The following is a 17,774-nucleotide window of genomic DNA, read 5'->3' on the forward strand; positions in this document are numbered from 1 at the left end:
TCATGGAGCGGGCTGGCAGCGCGGGCACCAGAAAGTGACCCGGTCCTGCGGCGCGGCACCGATGGTGCCGGTCCGGATCGGCGTGCCGCACCGCCAGCACGGCCGCCGCGCGCGGCGGTAGACCCAGTGCTGCCGCCCGGGACGCGGATCGCCGGTGGTCACCTGGCGGCCGCTCTCGATGCCCAGGTGCAGCAGCCGGTGCGCCTCGTCGACGACGAAGCGCAGGTCGGCCGCCGCGGACACCGGCGCATACGGCGACACCCCGGCCAGGAAGCACAGCTCGGCCATGTACATGTTGCCGATCCCGGCCAGTACGCGCTGGTCCAGCAGCGCCTCCCCGATCGGCCGGGACGGGTCGCGCGTCAGCCGCTCCACGGCGGCCGAGGCCGCCCAGTCGTCGCCCAGCAGGTCGGGTCCAAGATGTCCGACGACGGTGTCCTCGTCGGCCGTCCGGACCAGTTCGACGACGGGCAGCCGGTACCCGACCGCCTCCGCCCGCGCCGTCGCCAGCACCACCCGGATCTGGAACGCCGGCCCGCCCCGCCACGGCTGACCGGCCGCGAACACCCGCCACGCGCCGTCCATGCGTAGGTGCGTGTGCAGCGTCAGCCCGCCGCCGATCCGGGTCAGCAGGTGCTTCCCCCGCGCCACCGACTCGACCACCGTCCGCCCGGACAGGTCGGTGGTCGCCAGCCGCGGAACGCGGAAGTCGGTGCGGACCAGGACATCGCCGGCCAGCGCGTCGTGCAGCCGCCGGGTCGCGAGCCAGACGGTGTCGCCTTCGGGCATGGCTCACCTTCGCACACGGCCGCGAAAACTCCCTCGTCAACCGCCGCCTAGCTGGCTACGATGCTGGTCAGGAGCCCACGATGGAATCGCCCTTCCACGACCTCACCCGGGCGCTGCGCAGGCGCTGGTCCGGTGGCAAGGCCGCGCCCTGCGTCGTCGCCGACCCGTTCGAGACGCTGACGGTGCAGCTCCGGCTCACCCGCGTGGTCGGTGAGATCCGCCGGCTCGAGTGCGACCAGGGCCGCTGGGCTCGCGCCCACCACCTGGCCGCGGCCACCCGCGCGTACGACGACCTGTTGATCGACGCCGCGCGGCTGGCCGGTATGCCGGTGCCGGACGCTCCGCCGCCGGTGCGCCGGATGATGATCGAGAGCGCCCTCCGGCACGACGGCTGGAGCTGGTGACGGTCTAGCTGTCGGCTGTCTCCAGGTCCAGGAGCGCCCGCTTGCGCTCCAGCCCCCACGCATACCCGGTCAGCACGCCGGACGAGCCGACCACGCGATGGCACGGGACGATGACGGAGATCGGGTTGCGGCCGTTCGCCGCGCCCACCGCGCGGGACGCCGTCGGGCGGCCCAGTTGCTCAGCGATGTCGCGGTAGCTGCGGGTCTCGCCGTACGGGATCGCCCGCAAGGCCGCCCACACCTGTTGTTGGAACGGCGTGCCGACGGGGTTCAGCGGCAGGTCGAACTCCTGCCGCTCGCCGGCGAAGTACGCGGCCAGCTGTTCGCGGGCCAGGGCGAACGGTGCGTCGTCCTCGACCCAGCCGGGCTGGTCGAGCGTGGCCGGGCGCTCCATGTAGAGGCCGGTCAGCGCGACGCCGTCGCCGGTCAGCCACAGCATGCCGAGCGGGCTGTCGATGGTGGTCCAGTACGTGGTCATCGTTCTGCCTTTCAGAGAGTCGACCAGGCGTGCAGCAGCGCGTACGACCGCCACGGCCGCCAGTTCTCGGAGAGCTCGGCCACCGCCCGCGGTTCGGACGGCAGCCCGAGGCCGGCCATGGCGTGCTTGACGCCGAGGTCGGTCGGGAGGAACACGTCGGGGTCCGCGAGCGCGCGCATGCGCACGTACTTCGCCGTCCAGGGGCCGATGCCGGGCACGTCGAGCAGCCGCCGCTCGGCCTCGTCGCGGTCGACGCCGGGATCGAGGTTGAGCACGCCGTCGGCCAGCCGGCGGGTCAGCTCATGCAGCGTGCGCTGGCGGCTGCGCGGCATCGGGAACGTCGACGGGTCGACGGAGGCCAGCACGGCCGCCGTCGGGAACGCGTGGGTGACGGTGCCGACCGGCGTGTCCAGGGGCTTGCCGTGCTCGGCGACCAGCCGGCCGGCGACGGTGCGCGCGGCGGCCACGGACACCTGCTGGCCCAGCACGCCGCGGACCGCGAGCTCGTCGCCGTCGACCGTGCCCGGCACCCGGATGCCCGGACGCGCGGCCACCAGCGGACCGAGCGCGGGATCCGCGCCGAGCAGGTCGTCGACGGCCTGCGGGTCGGCGTCCAGATCCAGTACCCGGCGGCAGCGGGCCACCGCCGCGGTCAGATCGCGCGGGTCGGCCAGCCGCAGCGTCGCGTGCACCCAGCCGTCCCGCGGGGTCAGCTCCGCGACGCCGGTGCCGTGCGGCAGCGTGAGGCTGCGCCGGTACGTGTCGCCATCGACCTCCTCGGTGCCCGGGACCGCGCGCAGTGCCAGGAAGTCCAGCACGCCGCGGAAGTCGGCCGGCTGCCGGTACGCCAGCCGCAGTTCGATCGTGCCGGCCGTCGCGGCGCGACCCCGCCGGCGGGCTTTGCCTCGGAGCTCGGTCGGCGTCAGCGCGTAGACCTCACGGATCGTGTCGTTGAATTGGCGGATGCTGGCGAACCCGGCCGTGAACGCGATCTCGGTGACCGGCAGGTCGGTGGTCTCGAGCAGGACCCGCGCGGTGTGCGCCCGCTGCGAGCGAGCCAGCCGCAGCGGCCCGGCGCCGACCTCCTCGACCAGCGTCCGGTGTACCTGGCGCTCGCTGTAGCCCAGCCGGGCGGCCAGCCCCGCGACGCCGTCGCGGTCGACGATGCCGTCGGCGATCAGGCGCATCGCGCGTCCGACGACGTCGGCGCGGATGTTCCACTCCGCCGAGCCCGGCGTCGCGTCAGGCCGGCAGCGTCGGCAGGTGCGGAATCCCGCCGCCTGCGCCTCGGCGGCGGTGCGGTAGAAGCGCACATTTTCGCGCTTCGGCGTCATCGCCGGGCAGCTGGGACGGCAATAGATGCCGGTCGACGTGACGCCGATGTAGAAGACGCCGTCGAACCGGGCGTCGCGGCCCTGAACTGCGCGGTAGCACGCCTCTTCGTCCAACATGTCTACCAGTCTCGCTTGCCGGCGGCGCCGTTACTAGCGGGAATCGGACATGACCGTGGGGGCCGGGGCCAGGGCGTGACGGCGCCCTGACCCCGCGCGGTGCCGGGCCGCGCCGCGCCCTCACCCGCCCCCCGTGGACGGGGTGAGGTGGCACGCCACGTGGGGGTAGGTATGCCCCGTCCCCGCGCTGTGACACGCGAATCGGAAGGATTCGGCTAAATGTCGCGGAACGCCTCGATGCGGGCGCCAAGAACGGACAGCCGGGCCGCCAGGTCCTCGTAGCCGCGGTTGATCACGTAGACGTTGCGCAACACCGACGTGCCCTTCGCGGCCATCATCGCCAGCAGCACGACGACGGCCGGGCGCAGCGCCGGCGGGCAGATGATCTCCGTGCCGGACCACCGCGTCGGCCCCTCGACCAGCACGCGGTGCGGGTCGAGCAGGGTCACGTTGCCGCCGAGCTTCGTCAGCTCGGTCAGGTAGATCGCACGGTTCTCGTAGACCCAGTCGTGGATCATCGTCTGGCCGTTCGCCGTGGCCGCGATCAGCGCGAAGAACGGCAGGTTGTCGATGTTCAGGCCGGGGAACGGCATCGGATGGATCTTGTCGTGCGGCGCCTGCAGCGTCGACGGCCGCACCGTCAGGTCGACCAGTCGCGTCTCGCCGTTCGCCGCGACGTACTCGCCGCTGCGGTCGTAGTCGAGGCCCATCTCCTCCAGCAGCGCCAGCTCGATCTCGAGGAACTCGATGGGCGCCCGGCGGACGGTGATCTCCGAGCCGGTGACGATCGCTGCGGCCAGCAGGCTCATCGCTTCGATCGGGTCCTCGGACGGCGCGTAGTCGACGTCGACGTCGATGTCCGGGATGCCGTGCACCGTCAGCGTCGTCGTGCCGATGCCGTCGATCCGGACGCCCAGCCGGGTCAGGAAGAAGCAGAGGTCCTGGACCATGTAGTTCGAGCTGGCGTTGCGGATGACGGTGACGCCGTCGTTGCGGGCGGCGGCCATCAGCGCGTTCTCGGTGACGGTGTCGCCGCGCTCGATCAGCACGATCGGCCGGTCCGGCGACACCGAGCGGTCGACCTCGGCGTGGTAGTAGCCGCCGGTCGCCTTCAGCTCGAGGCCGAACGGACGCAGCGCGGCCATGTGCGGCTCGACGGTGCGCGTGCCGAGGTTGCAGCCGCCGGCGTACGGCAGCTTGAACCGGGTCTCACGGTGCAGCAGCGGGCCGAGGAACATGATGACGCTGCGGGTGCGCCGGGCCGCCTCGACGTCCATGCTGTCGAGATCCAGGCGCTCCGGCGGCGTGATCTCGAGGTCGCGGCCCTCGCCCAGCCAGCGGGTGCCGATGCCGATGCTCTCGAGCACCTCGATGATGCGGTTGACCTCCTCGATCCGCGCGATGCCTCGCAGCACCGTCCGGCCCTTGTTCAGCAGACTGGCGCACAGCAGCGCGACGCTGGCGTTCTTGCTGGACCGCACGTCGATGCTGCCGGAGAGCTGCTGGCCGCCGCTGACCCGCAGGTGCACCGGCCCCTGTGGCGCCAGCGACACGATCTGCTTGTCCAGCGCCTCGCCGATGCGGGCGATCATCTCGAGACTCAGGTTCTGCTGCCCGTGCTCGATGCGATGGATCGCGCTCTGGCTGCTGCCGAGCGCGTCGGCGAGCTGGCTCTGCGTCCAGCCGCGATGCTGGCGCGAGTCGCGGATCAACCGGCCGATCTGGCTGCGGTAGTCGTCTGCCACGAGCGGAACGATATCTCAGCCATGAGTTAACGGCTGCCACATTCGTCACATTGGTGTGCAGGAGTTGCGACGTGAGAGAGCTCTCATTCGCGTCATGAGGTCTGCCGCGGGCCGGTCGGGACGCGGCGCACGCGGGGCGCAGCCGCCGGGAGCATAGTCGACGCCGCGGGCGTCGTCGCCTCGAGCGTGGGCGAATCGCACCTCCGGCCCGTCCTGCCCATCCGGACGGCCGATCCAGCGCCGGCGACGTCGGTCGCTCGGGCTCACGTAGGCCGGGTTTTGATGCGTTGGCCGGGTGCGCACGGTGGGCCGTCCCCCTACTGCCCATTCTCTTGGCCGCGCACGCGCGCCTCAAGCGGACCGGGAGGCGCTTCGCGCAGCGAGGACCGCTTGACCCGCGCGCACGCGGCCTAAGAACGGGCAGCTATCAGGGGGACGGGGGAGTGCGGGCACGGCGCGGGGCGTGGTCTTCGATGCGCACGGAAGTCGGCTCTGGCCATCGAGTCGCGGCCCCGGTGTCCACGCAGTGAGATTCTCCGACGTTTCGGGGGCCATCATGAGGTTTCTGGAGCACCACCACGCCTGCAATCGTGTTGAGGCTCAGGTAGTCCTGGTGATGTCCGCGATCGTTGATGATCATCGCTGTCCACAGGCAAGCAACGGCACGCCGAACGACGCCGGTGCACCTTGAGGTGTGCCGCGCGAAGCGCCCACCAGTCCGCTTGAGGCGCGGGTCCGCGGCTAAGAGCGTGGGCAGCAGGGGGACGGCGAACGTCACGGACCCCGACGACCGGCCCAGCTGGGTCAGAGGTCGAAGGCGAGGCGGCAGAACGCCTTGCGGACGTCGAGCATCGGGTGGCTGTCGCGCGTGTAGTAGAGCTTGTTGGTCAGCAGCAGGGCCCAGCGCCGCCGGCGGACGGAGACCCACATCGCCGTCCCCGTGAAGCCGAAGTGCGCCCACACGTCGCGCCCGCCCACGCCTTCCGGCGTCGGCGCGGGATGCCAGAACAGGCCGCGGGCCGGCTGCAGCGCCCCGGTCTGCACCTTCAGCGACTCCTTGATCCATGCCGGTCCGAAGCCGGGCCGGCGCGGCGCCTGGTCGGGAGCGAGCAGGTAGCGCAGGAACGCGGCGAGGTCGGCGGCGACGGAGAACACGCCGGCGCTGCCGCAGACGCCGAGCAGCCGGGCGGAGAAATCGTGCGGCGCGCCCTTCAGGTGCCGCCCGGTCGACTCGTCCCACTCGGTGGGCGCGCACCGTGCGACGTCGGCCCCGTCCACCGGGCCGAACCGCGTGGAACCCATGTGCAGCGCGTCCCAGGCGCAGGCCCGGCTCAGCTCGTCCAGCCGCAGGCCGGTGAGCCGCTCGGCGAGGATGCCGAGAGTCAGCGCCGCGCGGTCGGTGTACTCGACGACCTGGCCGGGGCGATGACTGAGCCGTTCGCGCAGGATCCCGCGCTCGACGGCGGCGCGCTCAGTGCCGTAGAGCGCCTTGAGGTTGGCCCGCAGCGGGACGCCGGCGGTGTGGGTCAGCAGGTGCTGGGCGGTGACGCCGGCGAGGTCGTAGCCGTCGAGGTCCGGGAGGTAGTCGACCAGCGGCCGGTCGAGGTTGATGGTGCCGTCCTCCCACAGCGTGCCGATGCACGACCAGACGGCGACGATCTTGGTGAGACTTGCGAGGTCGAACATGGTGTCCAGGCGCATCGGCTCGTCCGGCACCGTCGGATCGAGCAGCCCGCAGGCGCCCTGGGCGCGCACTCCGTCGGGATCGCCGACGGCCCAGACGGCGCCGGGGAGGACCGCACTGTCCACGGCGCGAGTCAGCAACTGGTCGATGGCTCTCGTCATCGTGCCGCCTATTCGGTTGTGATGGCGCCGGGGGTCGCGCCGCTGCTTCCATGATCGGCCGGAACCGAACCATTCCGGGAGAGTTGTCTCATTTCGTGAACGGCGTGAGACGTGTGCGGCGCACCCCGTCGTGCGCCGCCCGGCCCGTACGCGGGAGACTGGGAAGGCGACCGTCGGCCGACTCGAAGCTGACCGCGAGGTCCCGGGCGGCGGCGCGTCCCACATGGAAAAGGCAACCAGCCTCGAGGAGATCCCGTGCGCGACGAGACCATCGGCGCCTTCCTGGACAGCCTGGCCGCCCGGGTGCCGGCCCCCGGCGGCGGCGCCGTCGCGGCACTGCACGCCGCCCAGTCGGCGGCGCTCCTCGGCATGGTGGCGCGCTACAGCACCGGCCCCAAGTACGAGGAGCACGCCGACGTCGTCGAGCGGGTGCTGGTGAAGTCCGACGCGCTGCGCACCGACGCGCTGGAGCTGGCCGAGGACGACGCCGAGGCGTTCTTCGCCGTCACCGAGACCTATCAGCTGCCCCAGGCCACCGACGAGCAGAAGGCGGCCCGGTCCGAGGCGATCGCGGCGGCTCTGGCCGCGGCCGCCGAGCCGCCGGCCGCCGTCATCATCGCGGCGACCCACCTGGTCGCCATGGCCGAGGAGCTGCTCCTGGTCGGCAACCCGAACGTGGTCACGGACGTCGCGGCCGCCGCGGAAGCCGCCCGCGCGGCCGCCACGACGGCCCGGCTGAACGTCGAAATCAATCTCGCGGGCGTCACCGACCAGGCGGTCCGCGACCGGCTGACGGCCACCGCGGGCGAGGTGGACGACCTCGCGGCCCGGGCCGACCAGCTCACGGCAGCGGTGCGTCAGCAGGTGGGGGCGTGACGGCGAACCGGCTGGGCGGCGCCGAGCTCGCCGCGCGCCTGCGTGCGCAGGTGGCCGAGCGGGCCGCCGCCCGGCGCGCCGAGGGACGGCCGGCCCGGCTGGTCATCGTCACCGCGACCGACGACGAAGCGAGCGCCTGGTACGTCCGCTCCATCGCGTCGGCTGCGGCCAAGGTGGGCATCGACTGCGACGTCGCCGACCTCGGCACGGCGGCGACCGCCGGCGACCTCACGACGCAGCTGGCCACCCTCAGTGCGGATCCCGGCGTCGACGGCGTCATGCTGCAGACGCCGCTGCCGCGTGGCGTCGCGCTGGCCGAGGTGTCCGGCGCGATCGACCCCGCCAAGGACGTCGACGGCGCCAACCCGCTGTCGCTCGGCCGGCTCGCGGCCGGTCAGCCCGCGTACGCGCCGGCCACCGCGGCGGCCGTCGTCGCGCTGCTGGACGAGTACGCCGTCGACCTCACCGGTGTCCGGGCCGTGGTGGTCGGCCGGTCCGCCGTGGTCGGCAAGCCGCTGGCACACCTACTGCTGGACCGCGACGCGACGGTGACGATGTGCCACTCGCGCACCCGCGACCTCGCCGCCGTGACGTCGACGGCGGACGTGCTGGTCGCGGCGGTCGGCCGGACCCACCTGGTGACGCCGGAGCACGTCCGGCCGGGCGCGGTCGTCGTCGACGTCGGCACCAACCCGACGCCCGACGGCGGCCTGGCGGGCGACGTCGACCCCGCGGTCTCGGAAGTCGCGGCGGCGCTGACCCCGGTGCCCGGCGGCGTCGGCCCGGTGACCACCGCGCTGCTGCTGTGGCACACCGTCGCCGGCGTGACCTCGGCTCTCTAGAGGTCCAGGCGCCAGATCTGGCCCACGAGGTCGTGGCCGAAGCTGTGGTGCCGGTTCTCCTCGACCAGCTCGAAGCCGGCCTTCTGGTAGATCCGGCGGGCGGCGGCGAGGACGTCGTTGGTCCACAGCACCATGGAGGAGTAGCCGGCCGAGCGCGCGAACGCGATGCACTCGTCCACCAGCCGCGTGCCCAGTCCAGCGCCACGGGTCTCTGGCTCCACCAGCAGCAGCCGCAGTTGCGCCGTCGTGTCGTCCTTGCGCACGCAGAACACCGCGCCGACGGGGCGGCCGTCCAGCTCGGCGATCCACGCATTCTCGCGCCGCGGGTCGTGGTGCTCGGCGTAGTCGGCGACGATCCGCGCGACCAGAGCCTCGTATGTCTGGTCCCAGCCGTACTCCCGTGCGTAGAGGACGGCATTGCGCTGCACCACCCAGCCGAGATCGCCGGGACGCAGGCCGCGGATCACGTAGGCCCTCGGCGCGTCCGCCTCCCGCCGGCTCAGCAGGCGGCGGACCGAGTCGAGATCGGCGACCAGGCGGCGGCGGTCGTCGTCGGGCAAGCCGGTCAGCAGCTCCTCGGCCTGCTGGTCCGAGCGAGCGTCGAGGTCGGCGAACGCCTCGCGGCCGGCCGCGGTGGGCGCGATCAGCAGCTTGCGGCCGTCGGCCTCCGAGCGCGACCGTTCGACCAGTCCCGCGGACTCGAACCGCGCCAGCGTCCGGCTCAGCTGCCCGGCGTCGACGCCGAGCGTGTCGCGCAGCGCGCCCACCTCGGTGACGTCGCGCTGCGCCAGCTCGAACAGGATGCGCGCCTCGGTCAGCGAGAACCGCGACCGCAGCAGGCCCTGGTCGAGGAACCCCATCACGGTCGTGTAGAAGCGGTTGAACTGCCGCACCGCCGTCACCTGGTCGCGTTCCACCGAGCTCATATCGTTGACTCTATCAATGAACTCCTTGCCTCAGTCAAGTATCAAGCGGTCATATCGGCTCCGCCGGTGGTGATCAAGCCTTGCCGTCTGTCGCGACTGTCCGTAATGTCCCAGTCACGTGTCACATCTCACTGGGAGGCCATGTGAACACACGACCACACTCTCGCCGCGTCGCCGCGGGCGTCGTCGCCGCCGGCGCGGTGCTGGCCGGCGCGCTCGGCGCCGTTCCGTCGTCCGCGGCGCCGCCCGAGGGACCGGCCGAAGGCACCTGCAAGACGTTCGACGACCCGCAGTTCACCGGCTGGACCAGCCATGCTGAGCTCGGCCGGAAGCTCGAGCAGATCGAGCAGACCAGCGGCGGCCGGGTCCAGGTCGACGTCGCCGGCTACACGACGCAGGGCCGCGAGCTCTACACCGCGCGTGTCGGCACGGGCGACCGCGTCCTGCTCGTGCAGAGCGCCATCCACGGCAACGAGCGCACTGGTACAGAGGCGCTGCTCGGCATCCTCAAGGATCTCGGCACCGGCAACGACCCGGACACCCTGCGCACGCTGGAGAACGTCACGGTGGTGGCGATGCCGATGGTCAATCCCGACGGCGGCGAGATCAACCGGCGCGCCGACGTCATCTCGTGGGACGAGGTGGTCGCCGACTTCCCGCAGCTCGCCGGCGCACCGCGGGCCTGGTACCACTCGCTGCGCGGCGACGGCATCGAGCTGCCCGGCTTCGACCTCAACCGCGACTTCAACCCCGACCTCGACTACGTACCCCAGGCGAGCGACCTGCCCGGCCGGCAGACCGACGCCGGCTTCTTCCTCTCGCCGGAGTCGCGCACCATCCGTGACGTCTACGTGGGCCTGCAGCAGGAGTTCGGCGAGGTCGACGCCGTCGTCGACCTGCACCACATGGGACCCTGCGACCGCCTGACCGGCGGCCCGCAGGACGGCCGGCTCATCTCCGTCTCGCTGGACTACCCGCCCCTCGGTGTCAACGACGGCGCAGCGTACAAGGACGACTGGCCGCTGCTCGATCAGGACAAGTCGCGCCGGTACGCGCTCGCCGTCGCCAACGGCATCCTCGAGGCGTACGGGTCCCAGTCGCCGCTGGCCGCGACGGGACGCTACTTCCACCCCGACGAGCGTGAGTACGCCGGTCAGGGCCGGTCCGCGTTCGCGCTCAACGGCTCGGCCACCGTGCTGTTCGAGGTGCGCGGCCAGCAGGACGACCTCGGCCAGAAGCTCAAGGGCATGCTGGTCCAGACGGTCCGCACCGGCGTCGAGTCGCTGATCGACGCGATGGCGACCGGCGAGGTCGACACGCTGGACGGCGACGCCTTCTTCGACCTGCCCGACTACGGGTGGGAGGAAGAAGGCGACGCCGACTAGGCCTCCGAGGTCGTCGGGCCGGGCATGACCGCAGCTATGGTCACCCTGGCTCGGCGCCTCGCACCGACGATGTCGAGGAGGCCTCCGGCCCCATCTCATCGCCGGTCTGCCCGGCCCTCCTAGGGCCGCCCGGACGGCTCACGCCACGGCGAGCCACGGGTCCTCGAGGACGGCGGCCAGGTCGCGGACGAACTCCGCGGCCTGGGCGCCGTCGATGACCCGGTGGTCCGACGACAGCGTCATCGTCATCTTCTGCACCACGGCCAGCTCGCCGTCCTTCACGCCCGGCTCGGACCGCACCGCGCCGACAGCCAGGATCGCCGCCGCCGGCGGGTTGATCACGGCGGTGAAGTGGTCGATGCCGTACATGCCGAGGTTGCTGACGGTGAACGTGCCGCCGCTCATCTCGTCCAGGCCGAGCTTGCGGTCGCGGGCCTTGCCGGCCAGCGCGCGGGTCGCGGCGGAGATGCTGGTCAGGCTCTTCGTGTCGGCGTCGCGGATGACCGGCACGACCAGCCCGGTCTCCGTCGCCACCGCGATGCCGACGTGGATGCGCCCGTGCCGCACGATCGCCTCGGGCGTGAACGACGAGTTCACCACCGGGTGGTCGCGCAACACGACCGCGACGGCCCGCACGATGATGTCGTTGACGCTGACCTTCTTCTTGCCGGCCGCGACCAGCCGCTCGTTCAGCTCAGCCCGCAGCCCCGACAGCGGGCCGGCGTCGACCGTCTTCGTCACGTAGAAGTGCGGCGACGACTGCATGCTCTCGGTGAGCCGGCGGGCGATCGTCTTGCGGATCGACGTCAGCGGGATCAGCTCGTCGGTCTCCTCGACGGCCGGTGCGGCGACGGCGGCAGCGGGCGGAGCCGCAGGGGTGCTCGCGGGGGTCGCCGGGGCCGTCGCGGTCGCCGGTGCGGCGGCGGCCGCCTTCGTGACGTCGGCCCGGATGATCCGGCCGCCGGGGCCGGAACCCTCCACCGTCGCCAGGTCGACGCCCAGCTCGCGGGCGTCGCGCCGGGCCAGCGGCGAGGACAGGATGCGCCCCGATCCCGTTGATCTTGGAGTAACCGCAGAGTTACCGTCCGATGTGCCCGATTGATTCCCCGGTTGCTCCAAGATCAACTCGGGCTGGTGTGCGGGAGCGGGCGTGGGCGTCGCGGGCTCGGCGGCCGGCACCGGGGTGGACCCGCCGACCGGCTCACCGGCGCCTACGAGCCGGGCGATCGGCGCGCCGATCGGGGCGGTGTCGCCCTCCTTCACCAGGATCTCGGCCAGCACGCCGTCCTCGTAGGCCTCGTGCTCCATGACGGCCTTGTCGGTCTCGATCTCGACCAGGACGTCGCCGGCGTGGATCTCGTCGCCGACCTGCTTGCGCCAGGCGCTGACGACGCCCTCCTCCATCGTGTCGGAGAGGCGGGGCATCAGGATCTCGGTCATCGCAGAATCTCCTCAGTGCGCGCCGACGGACCGGCGGCCGACGGCGTCGAGGGTCTGGTGGACGGCGGTGACGGCGTCGTTGGCCGACGGCAGCGCCGCCAGCTCCAGCGACTTCGCGTAGGGCAGCGGCACCTCGGCCATCGCCACGCGTCGCACCGGGGCGTCGAGGTAGTCGAACGCGCCGTCGGAGATGGACGCGGCGACCTCCGCGCCGATGCCGTAGGTCAGCCAGTCGTCCTCCAGCACCACGGCGCAGGACGTCTTCTTGACCGACTCGATGATCGTCGGCCGGTCCAGCGGGCGCAGGCTGCGCAGGTCGACCACCTCGGCGGAGATGCCCTCCTCGCTGGCGAGCTTCTCCGCGACCTGCAGCGCGACGTGCGCCATGCGCGAGTATGCGACCAACGTGATGTCGGTGCCCTCGCGGGTGACGGCGGCGCGGCCGATCTCAGCGGGCTGGTCGCCGTCGGGGACCTCGCCCTTGGTGTTGTAGAGCGCGAGGTTCTCCAGGAACAGCACCGGGTCGTTGTCGCGGATGGACGCGAGCAGCAGGGCCTTCGCGTCGGCCGGCGACGACGGCGCCACCACCTTGAGGCCGGGCGTGAACGCGTAGAACAGCTCGACGTTCTGCGAGTGCGTGGCCGCGAGCTGCTGACCGCCGCCACCCGGCGTGCGGATGACCATCGGCACCGACCGCTGGCCGCCGAACATGCCGTAGATCTTCGCGGCGTGGTTGACGATCTGGTCCAGCGCGAGCAGCGAGAAGTTGATCGTCATGATCTCGACGACCGGGCGCAGACCGAGCATCGCCGCACCGACGGCGGCGCCGGTGAAGCCCTCCTCGGCGATCGGGGTGTCGCGCACCCGCTTCGGCCCGAACTCGTCGAGCAGGCCGGCGGTGATCTTGTACGAGCCCTCGAACCGGCCGATCTCCTCGCCCATCAGGAAGACGTCCGGGTCGCGGAGCATCTCGGCGCGCAGGGTGTCGTGCAGCGCCTGGCGGTAACTCATGACGGCCATGTCAGGCTCCTACCGGGAACAGCGGGTCAGAGGGGAGGCGGCGCGAGTCGTTCGGCACCGGGCTCGCATAGGTGTAGTCGAACAGCGACGACACCTCGGGCGCCGGGCTCTTCTCGGCGAACTCGACGGCGGCCTTCACGATGCGGTGGACGTCGGCGTCGATCTCGGCCAGCTGGTCGGCGTCGGCGACCTTGTCGGCGATGAGCTGGTCGTGCAGCCCGGCGACAGGGTCCTGAGCGCGGACCGCCTCGACCTCGTCCTTGCTGCGGTACGCGGCGGGGTCGACGACGGAGTGCCCCTTCAGCCGGCCGCTCACGGTCTCGAGCAGGTACGGCTTCTGCTCCTTGCGGGCCCGCTCGACGGCGACCTTCGCGGCGTCGCGGACGGCGATGACGTCGTTGCCGTCGACGCGCGCGGACTCCATGCGGTACGCCGACGCCCGCTTGTACAGCTCCGGCTCGGCGGACGACATCTCGACCGTCGTGCCCATGCCGAGCTGGTTGTTCACAACGACGAAGATGATGGGCAGGTCCCAGAGCGTCGCCATGTTGAGCGTCTCGTGGAACGCGCCGATGTTCGTGGTGCCGTCGCCCATCTGGCACATGACGACCTCGTCGCCGTCGCGGTACGAGACCGCGAGCGCGGCGCCGGCCGCCAGCGGCAGCTGCCCGCCGACGATGCCGTAGCCGCCGAGCTGGCGCACGTCGGTGTCGAACAGGTGCATCGAACCGCCCCAGCCCTTGCTGACGCCGTCCTGCCGGCCGTACAGCTCGGCCATGACGCGGCCGGGGTCCATGCCGCGGATCAGCGCATAGCCGTGATCGCGGTAGTTCGTGAAGAGATAGTCACGCTCCTCGATGGCCGCCATCAGGCCGACGACGGTGGCCTCTTCGCCGAGGTTGAGGTGGCAGTACCCGCCGATCTTCGCCTCGGTGTACGCCTGCGCGGTGCGCTCCTCGAACCGGCGGACGAGGAGCATCTGCCGGTAGTAACCGAGCAGTTCCTCGGAGTTCTTCGCCGAGCGCGCCGGACGCTTGCGACTGGTGGTCGCCACTCTTACCCGCCCTTCGTTGTCACGGGGCGCGTCGCTCGACGCGCAGCGGTGGCCCGGCGGTGGCCGGGCAAACAATGAAACGTTAGCGTTTCATTGCATCCAAGACTACCTCCGAGCCAGGATGACTACGTGACTGCACGGGGGGCGGCGACGGCGCCGCGAGGCCGACCGCGCGACGTCGATCGCGCGGCCCGGCGCGACGCGCTGCTCGAGACCGCGATGCGGCAGTTCCTCGCACGCGGGTACGGCGGCACGACCATCGAGGTCATCGCCGCCGAGGCCCGCGTGGCCAAGCGCACCGTCTACACGACCGTCGGCGACAAGGCGGACCTCTTCGTGGCCGTGGTCCGGCGGCTGGGCGACCGCGTCGTCAACACCGTCGCGCCCGACGCCGGCGACCCAGTGAGCGATCTGCACGCGTTCGGGGTGCGGCTGGTCCGGCTCATGCTCTCCGACGAGGCGATCGGCCTGCACCGGCTGGTCACCGGCGAGGCGGCGAAGTTCCCCGACCTCGCAGCCCGGCACTACGCGAACGGGCCGCGCCGCTACATCGGCGTGCTGTCCGGCCTGCTCGCCGCGCTGCCGGCGGAGCGGATCGCCGTCCGCGCCGACGACCACGAGGCGCTGGCCGAGCAGCTGTTCACGCTGCTCATGGGCGAGCCGCACCGGCGGCGGATGTTCGGACTGGACCCCGCGCCCACCGCGGCGGCCGCCGCCGAGCACGTCACCCGGACGCTCGAACTGATCCTCGTCCCACCGTCCCCGTGATCATCAACCTTTTGTGCTGCCCTGACAGCTGCTCTGACAACACGAAGGGTTGATGATCACGGGAGAAGCACGACGGCGTCGCCGACGGGGCGCTCGATCGGGTCGCTCGGGGTGTTGACGACGCCGTCCTCGGTGACGACGGTGCTCGAGCCGCCGCCGTCGAGGTTCAGTGCGTCCTCGACGCCCAGCGACCGCATCAGCTCCGCGGTCTCAGTGATGCTCAGCCCGACGCTGCGGCCGACCTGGCGCCCGTCGACCACCGCGAACACCAGCCGCCCGTCCGGCAGCACGCCGGCCGCCGTGCGCGGGTTGCGGCGCACGTACCAGCGCCAGTAGAAGTCCGCCCGCGCCGTGCCGGCCAGCGTCGCCGGGCTCCAGCCGTCGCGCACCGGGTCGAGCGCCGTCGCACCGTCTTCGACGAGCATCGGTCCGCCGTTGACCACGGAGGCGTCCGGCCGCAGCGGCACCCGCCGGCCGGTGTCGCCGTCGACCACGTCCGTGTCCAGGACCAGGCGCGCGCCGACCGTGCCGTGCTCGGCCAGCCAGGCAGCGGCATCGCCGGTGGCCTGCAGGACGACGGTGCCGGAGGCCGGTTCCGTACCGCCGCGGACGCGCGCCGCCTCGACGACGCGGTCGTGCGCGTCCAGCCGGACCTGGTGACCGGCACCCGACGGCAGGGACGCGCCGAAGTCGGCGGTGAACGCGACCAGTTCGTGGGCGTTGCCACAGGTGTAGTCGTGTGCCGGCGTGGACGTCGGCGTCGCGGCGCCCACCCCGCCGCAGTTGAGCACGAGCCCCGGTTCCCGGTTCAGCCCGGTCACCTCCGTGACCGACCGCCCCGTCCGGACCGTCAGCTCCGTCGCCAGCCGGCGCACCCGCCCGTCGCCGTCGCCGGTCAGCAGCAGCGCCGGACGGTCGCCGACCGCCTCCGAGACCAGCCGGCCGTCCCTCACCGCGATCCCGGCGGGGTCGCCGTCGGTCCCCTCGAGCCAGGGGCCGGGGACGTTCCGGCTGCCGTCGATGGTGAAGAAGCCGCCGTTGACCGCGGCCAGCGCGCCGATCCGAGCCACGATGGCGCTGGTGGTCTCGCGGCCGGCCACCTCGCCGGTGGCCAGCTCGGTGCGGACCGTCCCGTCGAACTCGCGCGGGTCGACCTCGAGGATCGTCACCCGCCACGGGCCGTCGGTCGAGCCGCCGTCGTGTGCGGTGTCGTCGACGCGCGGGGAGAGCCCGGCGGCGCGCAGGGCCGGCAGCAGCGCCTCTGCGCCGGACGCCGTCGGGAACAGGCCGACACGCACGGTCCAGCCGAGCGGTGCGCCGGACGACGCTGGCTCCACGGCCGGCTCGACGCGCGGCTCCAGTCCGGCCGCACGCACCCGGGCGGCCAGCGCCTCCGCGTCCGCCGCCGTCGTCGCGAAGCCTGCGGTCACGGTGTAGCCGTCATCGGGGTCGACGGCGCCGCGGACGATCCGGTACAGCGTCACGCCCGGCGCCAGCTCCTCCTGGGAGCGCTGCTCGGCCAGGCCGGCCGGGCCCAGCGGCAGCTCATCCGGCAGCAGCTCGGAGCGCTCCGGCGCCGCGCTCGCGATCCCCGTCCCGAGGACACAGACGCTGGCGAGGGCGGCGTAGGCGGCGACGCGCGTCGGCTTGCGCATGTGATGTCCCTTCCGGGTGGGTTGCGAACCTTGCCGGAGACTAGTCGCTCCAGGTGGCGGGCCGGTGAACGCCGTGGGAGCCGCGTCCGGCACCCGGATGACTGTGCGATCACCTGTCAGTCACCGGTACGGTTGCGATGGCGCGAGGGGACGGAGGGGGTGAGAGCTGGTGGGGCGGGCGCGGCTCGAGGTCGCACTGCTGGGTCCGGTCGAGGTGCACCGCGACGGGGTCACGATCCCGGTGCCACCCGGCCGGCCCACTGTCATCCTCGCAGCTCTCGCCACGCGTCCCGGCACCGTCGTCCCCGTCGACGCGCTGGCCGGCTGGCTGTGGCCCGACGACGAGCCGGTGCACCCGCGGGCGGCCATCCAGACCCACGTCGCCCGGCTGCGGGCCGCGCTCGGCGAGGGCTTCGTCCAAGCCGCCGGCGACGGCTACCGCCTCGACCTCCCCTCCGACGCCGTCGACGTCACCCGGTTCCGCGAGCTGGTCGCAGCCGGCCGCGACGCCGAACCCGCCACCGAGCTGACCCTGCTGCGCGAGGCGCTGGCGCTGTGGCGGGGCGACCCGCTGGCCGGGCTCAATCCCGACGACCTCGAGAAGGCGACCGCGCCGCTGCTGGTCGAGGAGCTGCTGTCGGCCACGGAACGGCTGAACGAGCTGCGGCTGCGCCTCGACCGCACCGACGAGGAGTTCGTGCCGTCGCTGCGCCGCCTGGTCGCCGCGCACCCGTGGCGGGAACGGCTCTGGGCACAGCTGATGCTCGCGCTGTACCGCCAGGGCCGGCAGGGCGACGCCCTCGCGGCGTACCACGAGGTCGTGACGGTGCTGCGCGACGAGCTCGGCATCGATCCGGGTCCTGAGCTCACCGACCTGCACCGGCGCATCCTCGACAGCGACCCGACGCTGCTGGCGCCGGGGCCCGGTGCGGGTGGGGCGGGCGGTGGCGCGGCCGGCGCGACCGCGGTGGCGGTCGTCCGGGCGCCGGTGCAGCTGCCCAGGTCGACGGCGCAGTTCGTCGGCCGTGAGCACGAGATCGACCTGCTCACGGCCGTGTTGTCGGAGAACCGGTCGTGGGCCAGGCTGGGACCTGCC

16 protein-coding genes are annotated in these 17,774 nt (G+C 72.5%); 6 read left to right on the forward strand and 10 right to left on the reverse strand.

Annotation, left to right across the window (positions count from 1 at the left end):
• The gene (locus E1262_RS03700) at window positions 1–789 is read right to left on the reverse strand and encodes an Fpg/Nei family DNA glycosylase (protein ID WP_132101678.1); all 789 of its coding nucleotides are present in this window, start codon (window positions 787–789) and stop codon (window positions 1–3) included.
• A gap of 80 nt (window positions 790–869) precedes the next feature.
• Here E1262_RS03700 and E1262_RS03705 point away from each other — a divergent pair, with 80 nt between their 5' ends.
• Window positions 870–1,193 carry a hypothetical protein gene (locus tag E1262_RS03705; protein WP_132101679.1) on the forward strand — a complete coding sequence of 108 codons (324 nt, stop codon included), beginning with the start codon at window positions 870–872 and terminating at the stop codon, window positions 1,191–1,193.
• 4 nt (window positions 1,194–1,197) lie between these two features.
• On the opposite strand, the gene E1262_RS03710 is transcribed toward E1262_RS03705, so the two are convergent.
• From E1262_RS03710 to E1262_RS03725, 4 genes are all read right to left on the reverse strand, one after another.
• Window positions 1,198–1,671, reverse strand: coding sequence for a methylated-DNA--[protein]-cysteine S-methyltransferase (locus E1262_RS03710; RefSeq protein ID WP_132101680.1), 474 nt, complete (start codon window positions 1,669–1,671; stop codon window positions 1,198–1,200).
• Window positions 1,672–1,682: 11 nt separating this feature from the next.
• A complete protein-coding gene (locus E1262_RS03715) occupies window positions 1,683–3,122 on the reverse strand; it encodes a DNA-3-methyladenine glycosylase 2 family protein (protein ID WP_132101681.1) in 1,440 nt (479 codons plus the stop codon).
• 215 nt (window positions 3,123–3,337) lie between these two features.
• Window positions 3,338–4,867: a helix-turn-helix domain-containing protein gene (locus E1262_RS03720; protein ID WP_132101682.1), complete on the reverse strand. Its 1,530-nt coding sequence runs from the start codon at window positions 4,865–4,867 to the stop codon at window positions 3,338–3,340.
• Window positions 4,868–5,671: 804 nt separating this feature from the next.
• Complete coding sequence (locus tag E1262_RS03725) at window positions 5,672–6,712, reverse strand: serine hydrolase domain-containing protein (RefSeq protein ID WP_132101683.1); 1,041 nt, start codon at window positions 6,710–6,712, stop codon at window positions 5,672–5,674.
• Window positions 6,713–6,967: 255 nt separating this feature from the next.
• On the opposite strand from E1262_RS03725, the gene E1262_RS03730 reads away from it, so the two are divergent.
• Window positions 6,968–7,588, forward strand: coding sequence for a cyclodeaminase/cyclohydrolase family protein (locus E1262_RS03730; RefSeq protein ID WP_132101684.1), 621 nt, complete (start codon window positions 6,968–6,970; stop codon window positions 7,586–7,588).
• Window positions 7,585–8,430, forward strand: coding sequence for a bifunctional 5,10-methylenetetrahydrofolate dehydrogenase/5,10-methenyltetrahydrofolate cyclohydrolase (locus tag E1262_RS03735; RefSeq protein WP_132101685.1), 846 nt, complete (start codon window positions 7,585–7,587; stop codon window positions 8,428–8,430). Before E1262_RS03730 ends, E1262_RS03735 begins: the two co-directional genes overlap by 4 nt.
• Here E1262_RS03735 and E1262_RS03740 read toward each other — a convergent pair.
• Entirely contained in the window at window positions 8,427–9,356 is a 930-nt protein-coding gene (locus tag E1262_RS03740) for a bifunctional helix-turn-helix transcriptional regulator/GNAT family N-acetyltransferase (RefSeq protein ID WP_132101686.1), read from the reverse strand. The two genes, E1262_RS03735 and E1262_RS03740, sit on opposite strands and share 4 nt — an antisense overlap.
• A 143-nt stretch (window positions 9,357–9,499) precedes the next feature.
• Between E1262_RS03740 and E1262_RS03745 the strand changes: the two genes are divergently transcribed.
• A complete protein-coding gene (locus E1262_RS03745) occupies window positions 9,500–10,741 on the forward strand; it encodes a M14 family zinc carboxypeptidase (protein ID WP_132101687.1) in 1,242 nt (413 codons plus the stop codon).
• A gap of 138 nt (window positions 10,742–10,879) precedes the next feature.
• Here E1262_RS03745 and E1262_RS03750 read toward each other — a convergent pair whose 3' ends face one another.
• Genes E1262_RS03750 through pdhA form a run of 3 tightly spaced genes read right to left on the reverse strand, consistent with a single transcriptional unit; the run spans window position 10,880 to window position 14,255 of the window.
• The gene (locus E1262_RS03750; RefSeq protein WP_132101688.1) at window positions 10,880–12,181 is read right to left on the reverse strand and encodes a dihydrolipoamide acetyltransferase family protein; all 1,302 of its coding nucleotides are present in this window, start codon (window positions 12,179–12,181) and stop codon (window positions 10,880–10,882) included.
• Between the two features lie 12 nt (window positions 12,182–12,193).
• Complete coding sequence (locus E1262_RS03755) at window positions 12,194–13,201, reverse strand: alpha-ketoacid dehydrogenase subunit beta (RefSeq protein ID WP_132101689.1); 1,008 nt, start codon at window positions 13,199–13,201, stop codon at window positions 12,194–12,196.
• Window position 13,202: 1 nt separating this feature from the next.
• Window positions 13,203–14,255, reverse strand: coding sequence for a pyruvate dehydrogenase (acetyl-transferring) E1 component subunit alpha (pdhA, locus tag E1262_RS03760; protein WP_203453507.1), 1,053 nt, complete (start codon window positions 14,253–14,255; stop codon window positions 13,203–13,205).
• Window positions 14,256–14,384: 129 nt separating this feature from the next.
• Between pdhA and E1262_RS03765 the strand changes: the two genes are divergently transcribed.
• On the forward strand, window positions 14,385–15,023 hold the full coding sequence (locus E1262_RS03765; protein ID WP_203453508.1) for a TetR/AcrR family transcriptional regulator: 639 nt from the start codon (window positions 14,385–14,387) through the stop codon (window positions 15,021–15,023).
• Between the two features lie 56 nt (window positions 15,024–15,079).
• On the opposite strand, the gene E1262_RS03770 is transcribed toward E1262_RS03765, so the two are convergent.
• Entirely contained in the window at window positions 15,080–16,678 is a 1,599-nt protein-coding gene (locus E1262_RS03770; RefSeq protein WP_132101690.1) for a phosphodiester glycosidase family protein, read from the reverse strand.
• Window positions 16,679–16,847: 169 nt separating this feature from the next.
• On the opposite strand from E1262_RS03770, the gene E1262_RS03775 reads away from it, so the two are divergent.
• Window positions 16,848–17,774: AfsR/SARP family transcriptional regulator (locus E1262_RS03775; protein WP_132101691.1), on the forward strand; the 927-nt coding region annotated here is incomplete at its 3' end.

This window comes from Jiangella aurantiaca (assembly GCF_004349105.1).
In the GTDB taxonomy this organism is placed as follows: Bacteria; Actinomycetota; Actinomycetes; order Jiangellales; family Jiangellaceae; genus Jiangella; species Jiangella aurantiaca.

Bases quoted from the DNA above. Each gene is read 5' to 3' on its own strand.
- E1262_RS03700 (WP_132101678.1), bottom strand. From the start codon at position 789: ATGCCCGAAGGCGACACCGTCTGGCTCGCGACCCGGCGGCTGCACGAC.
- E1262_RS03705 (WP_132101679.1), top strand. From the start codon at position 870: ATGGAATCGCCCTTCCACGACCTCACCCGGGCGCTGCGCAGGCGCTGG.
- E1262_RS03710 (WP_132101680.1), bottom strand. From the start codon at position 1,671: ATGACCACGTACTGGACCACCATCGACAGCCCGCTCGGCATGCTGTGG.
- E1262_RS03715 (WP_132101681.1), bottom strand. From the start codon at position 3,122: ATGTTGGACGAAGAGGCGTGCTACCGCGCAGTTCAGGGCCGCGACGCC.
- E1262_RS03725 (WP_132101683.1), bottom strand. From the start codon at position 6,712: ATGACGAGAGCCATCGACCAGTTGCTGACTCGCGCCGTGGACAGTGCG.
- E1262_RS03740 (WP_132101686.1), bottom strand. From the start codon at position 9,356: ATGAGCTCGGTGGAACGCGACCAGGTGACGGCGGTGCGGCAGTTCAAC.
- E1262_RS03750 (WP_132101688.1), bottom strand. From the start codon at position 12,181: ATGACCGAGATCCTGATGCCCCGCCTCTCCGACACGATGGAGGAGGGC.
- E1262_RS03755 (WP_132101689.1), bottom strand. From the start codon at position 13,201: ATGGCCGTCATGAGTTACCGCCAGGCGCTGCACGACACCCTGCGCGCC.
- E1262_RS03770 (WP_132101690.1), bottom strand. From the start codon at position 16,678: ATGCGCAAGCCGACGCGCGTCGCCGCCTACGCCGCCCTCGCCAGCGTC.